Raw genomic sequence first — 17,450 nt, 5'->3', positions numbered from 1 at the left:
CGGAGACGCGTGCCCCCGGGGCTGGACAGATGCAACGCGACGCCCTCGGTTAAGGTCAACCATGTTGGCATAAGGTCCGACGGCGCGCGGTGATCAGGGAGGGCTGGGCATGGCGAAGCAGGTGGTGCCGGAGGGGGAGCGGCGCAGGCGCCGGCCGACCAGGCAGGGCACGGTGCTGTCCGAGAAGCTGATCGTGCGCACGGCGTTGCGGATGCTGCGCGAGCACGGGAGCACCGGTCTGACCGCACGCAGGCTGGGTGCGGTCCTCGGCGCCGACCCCAGCACCCTGTACCGCTACTTCGCCGGACTCGACGACCTGACCCGGGCCATCGGCGAGGAGCTGATGGGGCGGGCGCTGGACACCTGGACGGCGACCGGAGACTGGCGCTCCGACCTGCGGGCTCTCGGCCAGGCCATTCACGCCTCCTACCTCGACCACCCGCAGGCCGCCGTGCTGACGGCCAGCCGGGTCACCGGCCGGCCGCGGGAGATCGCGGTGGACGAGACGATCCTCGGGATCCTGCGCGACGCGGGCTTCCCGGACGCGGACGCGGTCGTCGCGTACCACGCGTTCATCGACCTCACGCTGGCCTTCGCGGCCCTGGACGCCGGGTCGCTGGCCCTGACGGACGAGGCCCGCGCCGCGGACGAGGAGATGTGGCGGTCCACCTACGCCGAACTGCCCGCCGACACCCACCCGCACATCGCGGCCACCGCGCGGCTCCTGGCCGGGCGGATGACACACAGCGCCTACCCCGTCGTCCTCGACACCCTGCTCAACAGTGCGGCGGAACAACTCGCCTGGGCGCAGGCCCGGCGATACCCCGACGCGGCACGCGCCCCGCAGCCCTGAACCGGAGGCTTATGCCAACGGTGTGGTGCTCGGGATCCACCCGCCTGCTCGGGCCCGCCCGCCACCTGCGTGTTCCCCTCGTCAGGTCGGCGAGGGTGTCTCGGCGGACTTTGGACGGTGGGGTGCGTCGACGATGGTCTGGAGTTCGGCGGCGGCCTCGGCCTGACGCGGGCTGTGGTGTCCGGTGAGGGCGAGCACGGCGGCGGCGACGGTGGCGTGCGCTTCGAGAGGGCGGTCGAGGTGGCGCAGGACCCGTCCCGGTTCGAGTCGGGCCGGTCCGCTCCGGGTGGGCATGTCGAGGTTCGTGAAGGCGGCCAGGGCCCCCGCAGGGGTGTCTCCGCCTCGTGCCAGCGGCCGAGGGCCGCGTAGTCGCTGCCGAGGTGGCCCCCGGCGGAGGGACGACGCTCCCTTTCCGCCGGGGCCGACGAGCGTGGAGCGGTGTGTTCAGGCGCCGCCCCGCTCGCGGGGGATCTTCTGGCCGGCCTCGACGGCCACCGGGAGTCGGTTCTCCGCCGGTGGCAACGGGCAGGTCGCCAGGTCCGTGTAGGCGCACGGGAGGTTCGCCGCGCGGTTGAAGTCCAGGACTACCGTGCCGTCGGCGGCCGGCGCGGCCACGTCGAGGGCACGGTTGGCTGCGTAGGTGGTGACTCCCGAGGTCGCGTCGGTGAAGAGCACCGTCAGCCGGCCCGGCCCATGACCGGGGAACGCCGTCAGGGACAGCGGCCGGCCGTCCAGCTCGAACTCCACGCGGCCCGGAGCCACGTACACGTGCTCCAGGCCCTCGACCGCGGCACCCACCGTGGTGGGCCGCGGCTCCTCGAAGGCGACGTAGCGTCCCCGCACGGCCCAGCGCGGGTCCGGTGCGTAGGCGGGCGTGCCGGTGAAACCGGTGCGCAGTGGCGCGTCCGGGTGCCGGGGACGCACGATGTCGTTCCCGCCGCGTCTGGCCACCTCGATCACGGCGTCTCCCCAGACGGCGTCGACGCCACCGCGTTCGGGCAGTACCCCGAAGCGGTGCTCACCGCGCACCGGCGTCCCTGCCACGACCAGCTCCTCGCCGTCGTCCAGGACCACGACGACGCCGTCGGCGCCGGTCCGCCAGGAGCCCGGGGCGTCGGGGAAGCGCTGCGGCCGGTCGTCGAGCCAGTGCAGGCCGGTGATCGCGAGGAACCCGTGCGGATCGGCGAGCCGTTCCTCGTGCGCGCGGTACCACTCCAGCCACTCCTCGGTGAAGGCGTGGAGGTCAGGCGTCGTGATCTCGGTGCTCATGAGTGCCCCTTCGTCCCGCGAGGTCCGGCCTCGCGTCGGTGTGTGGATCTTCCGCCGGTCCGGTCCGTGCGCCGCCGGTGGTCGCTCATCCGGCCAGCTCGCCGAGCAGGTCCCAGGTGCGCCGCCGGTCCGCCTCTCCGGCGAGGTCGGTGCCGGAGAACACCACCTCGGTGGCTCCGGCGTCCCGGTAGCGCCGTACCTCGGCCGCGACCGTCCTCTCGTCGCCGATCACGGTCACGTCGGACGCCCGTCGGCCGCCGGAGAGTTCGATGACCCGTGCGTAGGACGGGATCTGCTCGTAGAACGCCAGCTGCTCGGTCGCCTTCGCGCGTACGGCGTCGACGTCGTCCGTGACCACGCCGGACACCAGCGCCACGATCCGGGGCGCGGGCCGGCCGGCGGCCTTCGCCGCGGCGGTGAGCGCGGGCACGATGTGCTCCTCCAGGGCGCGCGGACCCGCCAGATAGGGCAGGATCCCGTCCGCGAGCTCACCGCTGACACGCAGGGCCTGTGGCCCCATCGCGGCGACGAGCAGGGGTACTCCGCCTTCGGCGCCGGGGACCCGCGCGGAGATCGGTGGCGCGGCGGTCAGCAGCTCGCCGTGGAAGTCGGCCGTGCCCGTCTGCGTCAACTGCCGCAGGGCGGTGAGGAATTCACGCAGGCGGGCGATGGGCCGTACGAAGGGCAGGCCGAAGCCGCTCTCGGTGAGGAGCTTGGTGCCCAGGGCGAGCCCGAGATGGTAGCGGCCGTGCGTGGCCGCCTGGGCGGTCTGGGCCTGGCTGGACACGAGCAGGGGATGCCGGCCGAAGACGGGAATCGCGGAGGTGCCCACGTGGAGCCGGGGCACCTCGCGTCCGACGATCGCCGCGAGCTGCGGTGAGTCCGCGCCGAAGGTCTGCCCGAACCAGACCGAGCGCAGGCCGGCCGCCGCGGCTTCGCGGGCCAGTCCCACAGAGGCGTCGACCTGGTTCTCCGCGCCGGTTGCGTTGAGTGCTACTCCTACGGTCATGTCAGTCAGAACCGCCCGCGTCCGATCCCGCATTCCGGTCGGCGTGTGACAGCTTCTTGTCAGTCGTGTGTACGGGGACAGGGGGCGGCTCGCTCGCCGGGCCGCGGGTGCGCCGGCCGGGACACGCGGCGCCGTAGGGAAGGTGATGGTCACTCAGGCCGTGTTCCTTGGTGGGCCCGACGCGTTCGATGCCTGGTGTGCCAGGGAGTGGAGCGGCCCCGGGCGCCGTGCCCGCCGTTGCCGCCGCGACCTGGGAGGTAGATCGACTCGGCCTGAATGGGGTCGAGTCGAGCGGTGACCGGTACGAGTCCTTCTCCGCCCCGGGCGCACCCGGGGCGGAGAAGGACTACTTGGAGACGTGCTCGAAGGGGGCGGTCCGTGTCACCGTCCTGGTGCCCCCGGCGGCCTCGGTGGGTTCAGCGGTCGTGCCGGCCAAGGGGTGTTGCCCTTGGAGGGGCCGACCGGTCCGGTTGTCGCTACTTCGTGCCGAGACCGGCGGCGTCGACCTTGTCCTTGCTCCGGGCCTCGAGGACCTTGTTGAGCGGCGCGAGGTCGTAGATGCCCTTCAGGTCGGGCTCTTCCAGCAGGCCGGCCTTGACCGCGTGCTCCGCCTCGGTGCTCAGAGTGGAGGCCAGCGGGTCGTCGAGGAAGGAGATGGACTTCCAGGCCGGGTCGATCACCTCGGCGGGCAGCGCCTTGCCCGAGAGCTTCTCCAGCGCCGCGTTCGCGGCCGTCTTGGCCTTCTCCGGGTTGGCGTTGATCCATTCGTTGGTCGTCACGGAACCGCGCAGTACGGCCTCGACGACGTCCGGGTGCTCCTTGAGGAACTTCTGCGACACGATGATGTTCGTGATCACGAACTTCTTGTCGGGCCACAGGTCGGACTCGTCGAGAATCACCTTTCCGCCCTCGGCGACGAGCTTGGAGGCGGTCGGCTCAGGCACCCAGGCGCCGTCGATGGAGCCGGACTTGTAGGCGTCCGGGGTGATCTTGTTGTCGGTGCGGACCACCGACACATCGCCCTTGCCGCTCTGCGCGTCGACCTTCCAGCCCTGCTCCGCGGCCCAGTTGAGGAACGCGACGTCCTGCGTGTTGCCGAACTGCGGGGTGGCGATCTTCTTGCCCTTGACGTCCTTCAGGGACTTGATCTTCTTCGGGTTGACGACCAGTTTCACGCCGCCGGAGGCCGAACCGCTGATGATGCGCAGGCTCTTGCCCTTGGACTTGGTGTAGCCGTTGATGGAGGGGGAGGGGCCGATCCAGCCGATGTCGATGGAGCCGGCGTTCAGCGCCTCGATCTCGGAGGGGCCCGCGTTGAAGGTCGAGGCCTTGATCGTGGTGCCGCCGAGTTCCTTCTGGAGCAGGCCTTCCTGGACGCCCACCAGGGCGGTGGCGTGCGTGAGGTTGGGGAAGTAGCCGATCTTCACCTCGTCGGCGGAGAGCTTCTTGGCGCCGGCCGCGACCGCGGTCTGCTTGCCGTCGTCGTCGGAGTCGGAACCGTAACCGCAGGCGGTGAGCAGGAGGGGGAGCGCGGCTGAGACGGCGATGATGCGCAGCGTGGTGAGCGGTCTTGCGGCAGACACGGAGGCGTCCTCTCGGGAGACGGGTGATCGGTGACGTACGAGATCGCGCGGCGACGAGGCGTCGGCGCGCACCGGCGGTCCGTCTCCCGGCCTCCGGTGGCAGGCGTGCCGTCGAAGGACGAGAGAGGGAACGCGGAGGAGGTGGCCCGCCGGCCGAACGCTCGGTTCAGCCGAACGGCGGCGTGGTGGGCGGGGAAGCGGCCCCGGTCCGACCTGTCCGGACACTCACGGTGATGGGTGCCCGGCGGGCACGTTCACCGTCGGCGTCGACCGGACGGGTTCCGGGGAGGGGGCGGGTTCCGCGGCCTCAGAGGGGCTGACAGATGGCGCTGGACGTGCGGCCGAGGTCGATGTGACGACGGGAGGTCAGCAGGGGCAGCGTTCGGCCCGAGCGGTCGAGCGTACCCATGGCCGTCCCCCCATTCCCCAGTATTCCTATCTGGCTGATAGGGATCGTGGCAGAAGGCGGCGCCCATCCCAAGGGGGTGTTCGGATGGTGGACACGGCCGTCTCGTCCAATGGGACAGGCATTGGGTGACGCCGTGTCAGGGGTTGGTCCAGGCGCCCGGATCGTTGGTCAGCGCGGATACGTCGGCGGGCAGTTGGGAGGACGCCACATCGGCGAGCGACACGCCCTCGAGGATCTCGCGCACGTTCGAGCGCAGCGCGATCCACAAGGGGAGCAGTGACTCGGCGGGGCCCGTGTAGGACAGCTCCGGGGGGCGGACGCCGCGCACCGAGACCAGCGGTCCGTCCACGGCGCGTATGACGTCGGCGATGCTGATGGACCCGGCGGGCCTGGCCAGTCGGTAGCCGCCGTTGCCGCCCCGCCGGCTGACGACGAGACCGCCCCGGCGCATGTCGTTCAGGATGCCTTCGAGGAACTTGTGCGGGATGTCCTGTGAGTCGGCGATGGACTCGGCCTTCAGAGGCACGTCGTCCCGTGACGCGGCGAGCTGCAGTGCTGCACGCACCGCGTAGTCCGCCCTGGCTGAGATCCGCATGTGCGTAGTATCCCGCACCGCTTCGGTCCGGTTTCCCGCCCGGGGGCCGACGGCCGTCGGCCCCCGGGCGGGACCGTGGACGAGGGCGGAGAGGGTGCCGCCGGCCGCGCCCGTGCTTCGGAATCCCCCGGTCAGCCGGGAAGGGTGAACGGAGGGTGCGCTCCGTTCAGGAAGTGGTCGCCGATGTCGCGGAGCCGGTGGGAGGCGGGCTCGTACAGGGTGTGGGTCCGCGCGTTGCGCCAGAAGCGGTCGAAACCCAGCCTTGAGGACGCGGCACGGGATCCGACGATGTCCAGGGCGCGGGTGGTGGACTCCAGGGCGGCCCTGGACGCGGCGGCTTCGGCCACGGCCACCTGGACCGAGATCTCCGCGCACTCGTCGTAGGTGAGGTCGTCGCCGCGCGTCAGCCCGCCCTGCACGGCCTCGAGCGCCTGTGCGTTGAGCGCGGAGGCGGAGCGGGCGAGGACGACCAGCTCTCCGTAGGAGGCCAGCGCGTGCGGGTCCCGGGGGGAGTCCGCGGGCCGGGCGGGATGCCAGGGTGCGTGACCCGCCCTGCTGTACTCGCGGGCTTCCGCGAGCACGCCCTCGGCCATGCCGAGGAGGAGTTGGGCGGACAGGAGACGTCCCACCGGCGAGGTGAGAGCGGTGGCGGGGGACAGGATGTCGTCGTCGGCGGACAGGGAGCCGAGCACGTCGTGGGCGGCGACCGGCACGGCGTCGAACTCCACGCTGCCGCCGGCCGCGAGCCGCTGGCCGAAGGTCTCGGAGTCGCCGTCGAAGCGCACGCCGGGCAGGGCGGGATCGACGACGACGGCGAGGGGTTCACCGGTGTCGGTCCGGACGGCCCGCACGGCGAGGCGGTCCGCGACCAGGAGGCCGGTGGAGTAGCTCTGGTGGCCGTCGAGCACGTATCCCCGGCCCTTCCTGACCAGGCTCAGGGGCAGCTCCTGACGGGCCAGACCGCCACCCCAGCACCAGCCCTCCGCCGCGGACCGCCGCTCGATCCGGGCGGCGCGCGCCGGCTCGGTGAAGAACCGGGCGCTCCAGGACAGGAAGTAGTGACAGCCGAGCAGTTGGCCGATCGCGCCGTCGGCGGCGGCGATCTCCCGGACCACGGCGTAGGCCGTGTGCCAGTCCCCGCCGCCCCCGGACGCGGCCGGTACGAGCAGCGTCAGCAGCCCGGCCTCACGCAGCCTGGACACCTCGTCGAACGGGACCTTGCCCGCCTGTTCCCTGGCTGCCGCGTCCGTGGCGAGGTCGTCGGCCGCCTCGCGGGCCACGCGCAGCCAGTGCGCGCGGCCGGGCCCGATCCGGTCGGCTGTCAGGGCGGGTTCGGACGGCGCGATGGCAACGCCCATGGCGGTGGTCTCCTCGAGGTCGGTGGCACGGTGTGGTCGTGGGGCTCTCCTGCGGGTCGCACACGTACGGGTGATCCACGTACCGGACGATGACGATCCGGTGCCGGTGGGTCCTGCCCGGCGGGTGGCGCCGCCGTGCGGGGACATCCATGGCGCGGCTGTCGCCGGTGTGGTCGTGGCCCTGGATGTCGGCCGTCGACCGCTCCGGCGCGTGCGCGCGGTGGGGGTGCGGGACCGGACGGGCCGACGGCCCGAGTTCCGGGTGGGTGGGGGGTCGGAGCGGCCCGCGCGGAGAGTGGGTGTGCCCTAATCGCGACAGCAGGCGGCGCCGGCGACGTGACCGAAGTCGATATGCCGACGACGAACGAGTCGCTGCTGCGTGTGGGGCATGTACATCATCCTGCGCACCCGCCGGGCGGGCCGTCAACACTTTCCTAGTAAATCAATAGGAAATATGAGTGCGGGTTCGACGGGTTGCCGTCGGTCAACCGGAGCGTCAGGCCGGCGTGTACCGTTCTTCAGCCAACTCCCCGCATCCGTAAGCCAGTCGTAGCTCTCGGCGAAGGCTTCCCGCTACGCGGTTCGAGCCGCACGGACGGTTCCCCCGAGGCGGACTCACCGGCCCGCTCCCCGGAGTTGCGCGACCTGGGGCCGCCAGCCCAGCTCGGGTGCGATCAAGTGCCGGACATCGTGCAGGATCTGCTCGTAGTCGGCCCGGTGGAACTCGTACGGCAACTCCAGGCGCAGTTCCGACACGGTCGCGAGGACGGGATCCGCGGCCAGCTGCTCCAGGATCTGCTCCGCCGTTCCGACCAGGTCCGGGGCGAACAGGGCCCGCTTCGGTCCCTGCGGCGCCAGCGTGCGCTCGTACCGGCCGGCCGCGTAGTCCCGGTAGCGGGCGCGGGTGGACGCGTCGGCGCTGTCGAACGGCACGATCACCCGCCCCAGCGCCAGCCGGGCCGGCCGGTCACTCCTGAACGCGCGCCGGTACGCGGAGAGCAGGGCGAGCTGAGCCGTCGTGAAGTCGTCGGTGCCCTCGCCGAGGACGATGTTGCCGCTCAGCAGGTTCAGGCCGTTCTCGGCGGCCCACAGGGTCGAGCGCAGGCGGCTGCCCCCGTACCAGATCCGGTTCACCAAGTCGGGGTTGTGCGGTTGCAGCCGCGGCCGCTGGGTGTTGCCCGGCGACTGGATCACCGTATCGGGTCCGCCCAGGTAGTCGCCGCGCAAGTTGTCGATGACGCGCGCGATCCTGCCGTACGACAGGTCGAAGCCGCGCCAGTCCCCGTCGAAGACGAGGTCCCCGAGCAGTTCGGCGTGCGGCATGCCGGTGCTGAAGCCGACCTGGAGGCGCCCGCCGGAGAGGACGTCCGCCAACGCCAGGTCCTCGGCCAGCCGGAACGGGCTCTCGTAGCCGATCGGGATGACCGCGGTCCCCAGCTCCACCCGCTCGGTGCGCTGACCGGCCGCGGCGAGGAACACCGCGGCGGAGCCGACACCGTGTTCGAGATGCCGTTGCCGGATCCAGGCGCCGTCGAAGCCCAGCCGCTCGCCGTACACGAACAGCTGGAGGGTCTCCTCCAGGCCCGTGCGGGGATCGTCGTCGGAGAAGTTGCCGGGGGTGAGAAAGGCCAGCGAGGTGATCGTGGGGTCGGTCATGGGTGTCCGTCCTCAGGTCGTGGTGTGCCCGGCGGCGGCCGCCGGGACGTGACGGCCGCCGGGGATCGCGGCGAGCAGCTCACGGGTGTAGTCGTGGCGGGGGCGGGTGAACAGGTCCTCGGTGGCCCCCGTCTCGACGACTCGGCCGCCGCGCATCACGGCCACCTCGTGGGCGATCTGGCGTACGACGGCCAGGTCGTGCGAGATGAACAGGTACGCCACCCCGGTGTCGGCCTGGAGCCCGGCCAGGAGATCGAGGACCTGGGCCTGGACGGAGACGTCGAGCGCGGACACCGGTTCGTCGCACACCACCAGGTCGGGCGAGAGGGCGAGCGCGCGGGCGATCGCGACCCGCTGCCGTTGTCCGCCGGACAGCTCCGCCGGGCGGCGGCCCAGCAGGGAGGCGGGCAGCGCCACCCGTTCGAGCAGGTCACGGGCGCGGGCCTGCCGGGAGGCGCGGTCGCCGACCTTGAACACGCGCAGCGGCTCGGTGATCACCTCGCCGACGGTGAACCTCGGGTCCAGCGAGGCGTACGGGTTCTGGTAGACGAGCTGGGCCCGTCGCCGCAGCCGCCTGACCTGTTCCCCGCGAGCGGTGGTGACATCGACCCCGTCGAACAGGACGTGCCCGGAGGTCGGTTCGGTCAGGCGGAGCACCATCCGGGCAGTGGTGGACTTGCCCGAGCCGGATTCGCCGACCAGGGCCAACGTCCGGCCGCGATGGAGGGTGAGGTCGACGCCGTCGACAGCGCGCAGGGTGCGGGCGCGGGCGGCGGTGCCGGCAAGCCGGAACTCCTTGACCAAGTCGCGGACTTCGACCAGGGGAACCGTTCCGGGGACGGGCGGTGCGGGGACCGTGGCCCGGGGGCGCGCGGCCCGTCGGCCGGGGACGCGGGCCAGCAGGTGCCGGGTGTACTCGTGACGCGGGTCGTCGAGGACGGCGCGGGTCGGACCGGTCTCCACGATCCGGCCCCGCGACATGACCACGATCCGCTGGGCCCGGTCGGCGGCGACGCCGAGGTCGTGGGTCACCAGCAGCACGGCGGTCCCCGACTCCTCCGCGAGGTACTGGAGTTGGTCGAGGATCACGCGCTGCACGGTGACGTCCAGCGCGCTGGTCGGTTCGTCGGCGATGATCAGCCTCGGCTCCGCGGCGATGGCGATGGCGATCAGCGCGCGTTGCCGCATGCCGCCGGACAGTTCGTGCGGGTACTGCCGGGCGCGGACGCCCGCGTCGGGCAGCCCGGCCCGCTCCAGGACGGCGATCGCGGCCGTCGGCGCGGTGCGGCGGGTCGCCAGTCCGTGGATGCGCAGCACCTCGGCGACCTGCTCCCCGACGCGCTTGACCGGATTGAGCGACACCGCCGGGTCCTGGGGGACCAGGCCGATCCGCGCGCCCCGTACGCCGCGCAGTTCCCGCTCGGACAGCGAGGTCAGGTCGTCCCGGCCGAAGCGGACCGTGCCGGAGTCGATACGGCCGTTCGCCGCCAGGAGCCGGGTGACGGCGTGCGCGGTCGTGCTCTTGCCGGACCCCGACTCGCCCACCACGGCGACCACTTCACCCGGCCACACGTCGAGGTCCACGCCCCGCACCGCCTCGACACGGCCACCACGGGTCCGGTACGACACCGACAGGCCCCGCACCTCCAGCAGGGCCCCGTCGCCCGTGCGCGCGACCCCCGGCCCGCCGGGGCCGGTGGCGGCTGCGTCCGTCAAGTCCTCACCTCTTCCAGATCCGTTCGTCGTCGGTCCGTTCGTCGTGGGTCCGGTCATCGCCGCCGGGACCATTCGCCGTCCAGGGCCCGCGCTACGCGGTTGGCGGCCAGCACGGTCGAGGCGATCACCAGCCCGGGCAGCGCGGTGAGCCACCAGGCGTTGGCCAGGTAGTTGCGGCCCTCGGAGATCAACGTGCCCCACTCCGGAGCCGGCGGCGGTGCCCCGTAGCCGAGGAAGCTCAGCGCCGACACGGACAGGATGGAGGTGCCGAGTTCGAGTGTGGCCAGGACGATCACCGGGCCGGCGGCGTTGGGCAGCACGTGCCGGCCGAGCACCGAGTACCAGCGGGCCCCGGACGCGCGCGAGGCCTCGACGAAGACCGCCTGCCGCACCCGCAGCACCTCCGCCCGCGTCACCCGCGCGAAGCCGGCGACGCTGGCGACACCGACCGCCACCGCCACCTTCACCGTGCCGTAGCCCAACGCGGTGACCAGCGCGAGGGAGAGGAACAGCGCGGGGATCGACAGCAGCACGTCGACGAAGCGCATCAGCACGCCGTCCACCCAACGGCCCACGTACCCGGCGACCAGGCCGAGCAGGCCGCCCACCACGAACGCGACGGCCACCGCTATCAGGGTCGCCTTCAGGGACAGCTGCGCTCCGTGCACCACGCGGGAGAACAGGTCGCGCCCCAACTCATCGGTGCCGAACCAGTGTTCACCGCTCGGGCTCCGGAAGTTCCGCGACGGCACCCCGTGCAGGGGGTCCTGTGAGGTGAACAACCCCGGCCGGAATGCCGCCAGCACCGCCGACACCACGACGAGAACCGACGCGACGAGGCCGGGTCGGCGCCCGAGGAACCGCAGGACGCGCCGCAGGGGGAAGGCCCGCCGCGTATCCGGGCCGGGGACGGGTTCGACGGGCCGGTCCGGGCCGAGCCCGCTGCCGGTCGCCACCTCGTCGACGAGCGGCTGGGTCATGTGAGACTCCCCCTCCTGTTCGGGGCCACCACGATCCGCGGGTCCAGCAGCGGACAGACCAGATCGACGATCAGGTTGGCCAGCACGAAGACCAGCGCCCCGAACACCACCACCCCCTGCACCAGCGGGATGTCCTGGGCCGCGACCGCCCCGGCCGTCAGCCGGCCCACCCCGTCACGGGAGAACACCGTCTCGACGACCACGGAACCCGCGATCAGCTGCCCGGCCAGCAGCCCCACCACCGTCAGCGCCGGCAGCGACGCGTTGCGCAGCGCATGCCGCAGGTGGATGCGCAGCGGGCTCGCTCCCTTGGCCCGGGCGGTCTCCGCATAGGGCTGTTCCAGGGCCGTGAGCAGGCTCTTGGCCAGGACCTGCGCGACGAGGGCGCCGGTCGGCACGGCCAGCGTCACCGCGGGCAGTACCAGGCCCCGCGGCCCGTCGTCACCGAACGCCGGGAACCATCGCAGTCTGAAGGAGAACAGCTCGACGAGGACCAGCCCGACCCAGAACGTCGGCACCGACACCCCCAGCGGCGGCACCGACAGCGCCAACTGACGCAGCCACCGCTGACGGGTACCGGTCGCCAGCACCGCCAGACCGCCGCCGAGGACCACCGCCAACAGCAGCGCCAGCCCCGTGAGTGCCAGGGTCGGCGGCAGCGCGTCCCCCAGGGTCGACGTCACCGACCGGCCGGTCGAGATCGAGTCGCCCAGGTCCCCGCGCACCGCCCTGCCGAGGTGGTCCGCGTACTGGAGCGGCACCGGTTCGTCGAAGCCGTACTGGTGCTTGAGCTCGGCGATGCGCACCGGATCGATCTGGCCCGAGTCCATCCCGCCCGCGGCCATCGCCGAGACCGGATCGCCCGGCAGATAGTCCAGCACCAGGAACGACACCGTGTACGCCGCCCAGAGCACGCCGACCGCCTGCGCGAGACGTCCGGCCACGTAACGCCGCATGCGCTAGCCGATCCAGGTGTCGTGCAGCTGGATGCGGCTGGAGGCTTCGAAGCCGAGGTCGTGCACCTTCTTCGCCACGCCCAACTGGGTCTGCAGTTCCACCACCGGGACGACGTAGGCGTTCTCGACGATCAACTCCTGGGCCCGGCCGACCAGTCGCTCGCGCTCGGCCGTGTCCGTGGTGGCCGCCTGGCGGGTCAGCGTCGTGTCCAGGGGGCTCGCCGGCAGGTGGTAGAAGTTGGCCAGCCCGGTGGAGTACTGGGACCGCAGGATGTCCGGGTCGGCGCGGGTCAGGTTGCCCCATGCCGCGTCGAAGTCACCGGACTGCAGCACCTGGGCGAACCGGGCGATCTGCTGCTCCTTGAGTACCACGTCCACACCGACCGCCTTGAGCTGCTGCTGGATCAGCTCCAGCGCCGGCTGGTTGGTGGCCGCGTTGGCGAACCACGTGACGTCCAGGCTCAGTCTCTTGCCGCCCTTCGTCCGGATGCCGTCGCTGCCGGTCCTCCAACCGGCCGCCTCCAGAAGTGACTTCGCTTTCGCGGCGTCGTGGGTCAGGGCCGGGCCGAGGTTCTCGTAGTCCGGTGTGGTGTGCGCCAGGATGCTGGTCGCCGGACGGGTGCCGGTCGGGAACACCGTCTCGGCGATCTGCCGCCGGTCCACGGCGAACAGCAGCGCCTGCCGGATCCGCGCGTCCTTCAGCAGCGGCCGGGAGTTGTTCAGACCGAGGTTGAACACGGCGCCGGGGTTGGCCCGCCGGCGCAGGGTCACACCGCCGCCCTGGAGCGCCGCCTCGTCGGCCCGGCCGACGCTGCTGATCGCGTCCACCTGCCCCGACCGCAGGCTGCCGACGCGGACACCGGCCTCGGGAACCACCTTGAACACCAGCTTGTCGAGATAGGCCTCGCCCTTCTTGTCCCACAGCGAGGAACCCCAGGCGTATCCACCGCGCTTGGCCAAGGTGGTCGATCCGTTCGGCACGTACTGCTTCAGCACGAACGGCCCGGAACCGGCCACGCCCTTGGCGCACTTCTCCTGTGGGGTCCTGCGCACGCTCGCCGACGATTCGATCCCCAACGAGAACGTCGAAGTGGCCTGTAGGAACTGCGCGTTGGGCCGCGCGAACTTCACCCGGACGGTGAGCGGGTCGACCACGGCGGTGCTCTTCACGCCGTTCAGGTAGCCCTGGGCCAGTTGCCCGAGGGCGCCGAGCTTCGGCACCGCGTCGAAGTTGTCCTTGACCACCCGCGCGGTCAGCTTCGACCCGTCACTGAAGGTGACACCGGATCTCAGGTGGAAGGTGAAGGTCGTCGAGTCCTCGCTGACGTCCCAGTCCTTCGCCAGCCACGGAACGACCTCGCCGGTGTTCGGGTCCTGGTCGGTCAGCGAGTCCACGACCTGGCGCAGAGAGTAGATGCTGTCGTTGCTGCCGACCTGTTGCGGGTCCACGCAGCCGGCGTCGGAGCCCACCGCGAAGGTCAGCGTGCCACCGGAGCCGGGCTGGCCGCCACCGCTGTTGTCGGGATCGCCGCCGCCCGGACCGCAGGCGGTCAGCAGGAGGCCGGTGGTGGTCAAGAGGGCGGCGGCTGCCGCCCATCGGGTGGATCGGAAATCCGCGAGCATTGTCACGGTGGCGTTCTCCTCCTCGTGTCGTCGCACACACCTGGGCGGAACACGGCTGTGTGCGGGGGTCTTGGACCCGGCGGGGCGGCGCCGGCCGGACGGGGACGACGGGACCGGCGGCGCCGGCCGTCACGGCGAACCGCTCACCGGGGCGCACCCGCCGTCGGTGCGGCCCGGTGCCGGGTGCTCCGTCTCGGTGCCGGTCGCCGTGCCGGGACCCAAGCCGTCGGTGCGGGCTCGGCCCGCGAGCACCGCGCCGGCCTTGCCCACCGGCCCGACGCGGTGGGCCGCCGCCTCCTCGCCGGGACGGCGGCGGCCGTGCTCGCCGGGGTCAGGAGGCGGGGCGGAGCGGCTCCACGCCGATGACCTTGCGGTACACGCGCGGGCCGTCGCCGTAGTCGTCGACGGCGTAGTGCCAGGTCGCCTGGTTGTCCCAGAGCACGAAGTCGCCGGGCCGCCAGCCGAAGCGGATGGTGTAGTCGGGTGAGGAGGCGTGCCGGAGCAGGTGGTCGAGCAGGACCTTGCCCTCCTGCGGTGAGACGCCGGTGAGGCGCAGGGCGGAGGAGCTGATGAACAGGCCCTTGCGTCCGGTGAGGGGGTGTTCCAGGACGACCGGGTGCTCGACGGTCTCTCCGAGGGCTGTCCTCCCGCTGCCCTGCGCGTAGTTCTCCGCGTTGCCGTCGTACACGGCGTTCACGGAGGCCAGCAGCGCCTTGAAGGGTTCCGACAGGTCGTCGTACGCCGCCTGCAGATCGGCCCACAGGGTGTGTCCGCCGAGTTCGGGCACCTCTTCGTAGACGAGGGACTCGATGGCGAACACCGGGCTCCGCCACAACCCGCCGATGTGCCAGGTGGCGGCCTTGCCGGTGTGCCGCACGTTGTACGGGTAGACCAGGGGGTTGGCGGGATCCTTGACGGCGGTGGGGTGGTCGAACGGTGTGGCGAAGAGCCTTACGGCCGCCACGTGTTGATCAGGTGTCAGATTCTGTCCGCGGAACACCAGCACCTTGTGTTCCGCGAACGCGCGGCGCAGGTCGTCCGCGGTGGCGTCGTCGACGGGCCGTGCGAGGTCGACGCCGCTCACCTCGGCGCCGAAGCGGGGACCGGCCCGCCGGATCTCTGGACGTGCGACAGTGGTCATGCCGAACTCCTTGTGTCGTCGTGCGGGACAACGCGCCGTGCGCGGCGGAAGGCAGGGAACGGGGCGGCCGGGCACACGGCGCCGACGGACGTCAGGCGTGCCGACACCGGGACGCGTTCACGCGCGCCGGACCCAGGTGCAGCCTGCGGAAGAGGACCGGAACGGTCACGTTTCAACGGTACGCAGACCACCGGCCCGAGACCAGGCCGCACCATTGCAACCGCGTGAACATGGTCGGCGTGGACCGCGTGGACCGCACGGCCGGCACCGCTTCGGGTGTCCGGCGGGCGGTGTCCGCGCCGCAGGTCGCACGGGTCGGGAGCGCCCCGGGCCGGGAACACCCGTGGCAGGGCCCGACGGTGGCCGCCCGGACGGCGGGCCCGCTCGGTGAAAAGGGGTTCGGAGGATCGCTCCGGTGCCCTTACGGTGGCGCGGTGATGACTGAGGTGATCGTTCTCAACGGTGGTTCCAGCTCGGGGAAGTCCGGGATCGTCCGGTGCCTGCAGGCGGTCCTGCCGGACCCGTGGCTGGCGCTCGGGACGGACACGCTGGTCGACGCCCTGCCCGCGGTGATGCGGGCGTCGGACGCGGGGATCGAGTTCGCCCCGGACGGTGAGGTGACCGTCGGGCCGGAGTTCCGGACGCTGGAAGCGGCATGGATCGAGGGGATCGCCGCGATGGCCCGCGCGGGTGCCCGGGTCGTCGTCGACGAGGTCTTCCTCGGTGGCGCGGACTCGCAACGGCGATGGCAACAGGCCCTGCGCGGCGTGGAGGTGCTGTGGGTCGGCGTCCGGTGCGACAGCGCGGTGGCCGCAGGCCGTGAGGTCGCCCGGGGCGATCGGGCCATCGGGATGGCGGCGTCCCAGGCGGAGTCGGTCCACCGGGGCGTGGTCTACGACCTGGAGGTGGACACCACCCGCACCGAGGCGATGGAGTGCGCACGCGCCATCGCCGCACGTGTCGGGTGACCGACGGCCCGGCCGGCTGCCGTCGTGACCGCGCCGACCGGGCCGCCGGGGAGCCAGGGGCCGCTCTTCCCGGCGGATGCCCTTCCCGTCGCGGAAGGAGCCGCCCGGGCCCCCGGCCGCCGGTCACCTGCGCTGCCACTCCTTCGCCAGCAGCTCGTACGAGCGCACCCGGTCCGCGTGGTCGTGGGTGATCGTGGTGATGAGCAACTCGGCTGCCCCCGTGGCCTCCTGGAGCTGCTCCAGCTGGTCGGCGACCCTGCCGGGGGAGCCCACGAACTGGGTGTCCAGGCGGTCCTGGACCAGCTCGCGGTCCTCCTCGGTCCACGGGTGGGCACGGGCCTCCTCGGGCGTCGGGAACGGGATGGCGCCCTCCGCCGTGCGGATGCTGCGCACCCATGGGCCGTATCCGGCCGCCAGCTCCCGGGCCCGTTCGTCGTCCTCGGCGACGACGACATCGGCGGAGACGCTGACGTACGGCTTGTCGAGGACGTCGGAGGGCTGGAAGAAGGACCGGTAGCCGTCCACCGCCTCCAGGACCGTGGCCGGGCTCACGTGGTAGTTGGCGGCGAAACGCAGCCCCCTGGCACCCGCGACCTCGGCGCTCTCGCCGCCGCTGCTGCCGAGGATCCATATCTCGACGTCGGCCCCTTCGCCGGGGACGACGTGGGCCTCGACGCCCTCCGGTGAGCGGTAGGTGCCGGCCAGCAGGGCGAGGACGTCGTCGATCTGCTCGGTGTAGTCCTGGGATTCGGCTCCCGGCAGCAGGAGCAGCTTGCGCTGGAGCGCGACGCGCGGCGAGCCGAGCAGACGCTCGAAGGAGAAGGCGGGCGGGATGAGCAGGCCGCCCGGGGCGCGGCCGTCGACGACCTGGGTCGCCGTCGGTGACGGGGCCGCCTTCGGGCCGGGCGGACGGCCGCCCGAACGGCCCAGACCCAGGTCGAGGCGGCCCGGGTGCACGGTGTCGAGCAGGCCGAACTCCTCGACCGTGGACAGCGCGGTGCGATGTCCGAGCTGCACGGCGCCGGAGCCGAGCCTGATCGTGGAGGTGGCCGCGGCGGTGAGCGCGAGCACGACGGCCGGGGAGGTTCCGGCCACGCCGGGGTTCAGGTGGTGCTCGGCGAACCAGTAGCGGCTGTAGCCGAGGCGTTCGGCCCGCCGGGCCAGGTCGATCGAGTTGCGCAGGGCCTCCCCGGCCGTGGAACCCGAGGAGATCGGGACCAGGTCGAGGACGCCGAGGGGTATGTCGGAGGACATGCGGAGGACTCACTCTCAGGGGTCGGCGGTGACGGGTTCGGGGTCTGGTCCCGGTACCCGTGCGGGCGGGGCGTCGCCGA

The 17,450-nt window shown here is 72.2% G+C and carries 16 protein-coding genes; 2 read left to right on the top strand and 14 right to left on the bottom strand.

Going from position 1 to position 17,450, the window contains the following annotated elements; genetic code table 11:
- The first annotated feature begins 109 nt into the window (after positions 1-109).
- The gene (locus ACFYW7_RS09045) at positions 110-853 is read left to right on the top strand and encodes a TetR/AcrR family transcriptional regulator C-terminal domain-containing protein (protein ID WP_389499643.1); all 744 of its coding nucleotides are present in this window, start codon (positions 110-112) and stop codon (positions 851-853) included.
- A gap of 81 nt (positions 854-934) precedes the next feature.
- Here the strand turns inward: ACFYW7_RS09045 and ACFYW7_RS09040 are convergent, their stop codons facing one another.
- The 13 genes from ACFYW7_RS09040 to ACFYW7_RS08980 all read right to left on the bottom strand — a co-directional run bounded on the left by ACFYW7_RS09040 (position 935) and on the right by ACFYW7_RS08980 (position 15,148).
- Entirely contained in the window at positions 935-1,147 is a 213-nt protein-coding gene (locus ACFYW7_RS09040; RefSeq protein ID WP_389499641.1) for a hypothetical protein, read from the bottom strand.
- 150 nt (positions 1,148-1,297) lie between these two features.
- Positions 1,298-2,122, bottom strand: a complete 825-nt coding sequence (locus ACFYW7_RS09035; protein ID WP_389499639.1) for a DUF1684 domain-containing protein — start codon at positions 2,120-2,122, stop codon at positions 1,298-1,300.
- A gap of 85 nt (positions 2,123-2,207) precedes the next feature.
- On the bottom strand, positions 2,208-3,131 hold the full coding sequence (locus ACFYW7_RS09030; protein WP_389499637.1) for an LLM class F420-dependent oxidoreductase: 924 nt from the start codon (positions 3,129-3,131) through the stop codon (positions 2,208-2,210).
- Positions 3,132-3,607: 476 nt separating this feature from the next.
- On the bottom strand, positions 3,608-4,714 hold the full coding sequence (locus ACFYW7_RS09025) for an aliphatic sulfonate ABC transporter substrate-binding protein (RefSeq protein WP_389499635.1): 1,107 nt from the start codon (positions 4,712-4,714) through the stop codon (positions 3,608-3,610).
- 307 nt (positions 4,715-5,021) lie between these two features.
- Positions 5,022-5,123, bottom strand: coding sequence for a putative leader peptide (locus tag ACFYW7_RS09020; RefSeq protein WP_389499633.1), 102 nt, complete (start codon positions 5,121-5,123; stop codon positions 5,022-5,024).
- Between the two features lie 136 nt (positions 5,124-5,259).
- On the bottom strand, positions 5,260-5,718 hold the full coding sequence (locus tag ACFYW7_RS09015; protein WP_389499631.1) for an RrF2 family transcriptional regulator: 459 nt from the start codon (positions 5,716-5,718) through the stop codon (positions 5,260-5,262).
- 131 nt (positions 5,719-5,849) lie between these two features.
- Positions 5,850-7,076 (bottom strand): acyl-CoA dehydrogenase family protein, encoded by a 1,227-nt coding sequence (locus tag ACFYW7_RS09010; protein WP_389499629.1) that lies wholly within the window; start codon positions 7,074-7,076, stop codon positions 5,850-5,852.
- A 615-nt stretch (positions 7,077-7,691) separates the two neighbouring features.
- Positions 7,692-8,732 (bottom strand): LLM class flavin-dependent oxidoreductase, encoded by a 1,041-nt coding sequence (locus ACFYW7_RS09005; RefSeq protein WP_389499627.1) that lies wholly within the window; start codon positions 8,730-8,732, stop codon positions 7,692-7,694.
- 12 nt (positions 8,733-8,744) lie between these two features.
- Positions 8,745-10,448: a dipeptide ABC transporter ATP-binding protein gene (locus ACFYW7_RS09000; protein ID WP_389499625.1), complete on the bottom strand. Its 1,704-nt coding sequence runs from the start codon at positions 10,446-10,448 to the stop codon at positions 8,745-8,747.
- 53 nt (positions 10,449-10,501) lie between these two features.
- Positions 10,502-11,428: an ABC transporter permease gene (locus ACFYW7_RS08995; protein WP_389499623.1), complete on the bottom strand. Its 927-nt coding sequence runs from the start codon at positions 11,426-11,428 to the stop codon at positions 10,502-10,504.
- Positions 11,425-12,384, bottom strand: coding sequence for an ABC transporter permease (locus ACFYW7_RS08990; RefSeq protein ID WP_389499621.1), 960 nt, complete (start codon positions 12,382-12,384; stop codon positions 11,425-11,427). The genes ACFYW7_RS08995 and ACFYW7_RS08990 overlap by 4 nt, the downstream gene beginning before the upstream one ends.
- A gap of 3 nt (positions 12,385-12,387) precedes the next feature.
- Entirely contained in the window at positions 12,388-14,007 is a 1,620-nt protein-coding gene (locus ACFYW7_RS08985; protein ID WP_389500404.1) for an ABC transporter substrate-binding protein, read from the bottom strand.
- A 331-nt stretch (positions 14,008-14,338) separates the two neighbouring features.
- Positions 14,339-15,148, bottom strand: a complete 810-nt coding sequence (locus tag ACFYW7_RS08980) for a TauD/TfdA dioxygenase family protein (RefSeq protein WP_389499619.1) — start codon at positions 15,146-15,148, stop codon at positions 14,339-14,341.
- A gap of 437 nt (positions 15,149-15,585) precedes the next feature.
- On the opposite strand from ACFYW7_RS08980, the gene cpt reads away from it, so the two are divergent.
- Positions 15,586-16,116 carry a chloramphenicol phosphotransferase CPT gene (gene cpt, locus ACFYW7_RS08975; protein WP_389499617.1) on the top strand — a complete coding sequence of 177 codons (531 nt, stop codon included), beginning with the start codon at positions 15,586-15,588 and terminating at the stop codon, positions 16,114-16,116.
- Positions 16,117-16,239: 123 nt separating this feature from the next.
- Here cpt and ACFYW7_RS08970 read toward each other — a convergent pair whose 3' ends face one another.
- The gene (locus ACFYW7_RS08970; RefSeq protein ID WP_389499615.1) at positions 16,240-17,370 is read right to left on the bottom strand and encodes an LLM class flavin-dependent oxidoreductase; all 1,131 of its coding nucleotides are present in this window, start codon (positions 17,368-17,370) and stop codon (positions 16,240-16,242) included.
- Positions 17,371-17,450 lie beyond the last annotated feature (80 nt).

It is taken from the genome of Streptomyces sp. NPDC002580 (assembly GCF_042889485.1).
Taxonomy (GTDB): Bacteria; Actinomycetota; Actinomycetes; order Streptomycetales; family Streptomycetaceae; genus Streptomyces.
This window is presented reverse-complemented; position numbering and strand designations above follow the sequence as displayed.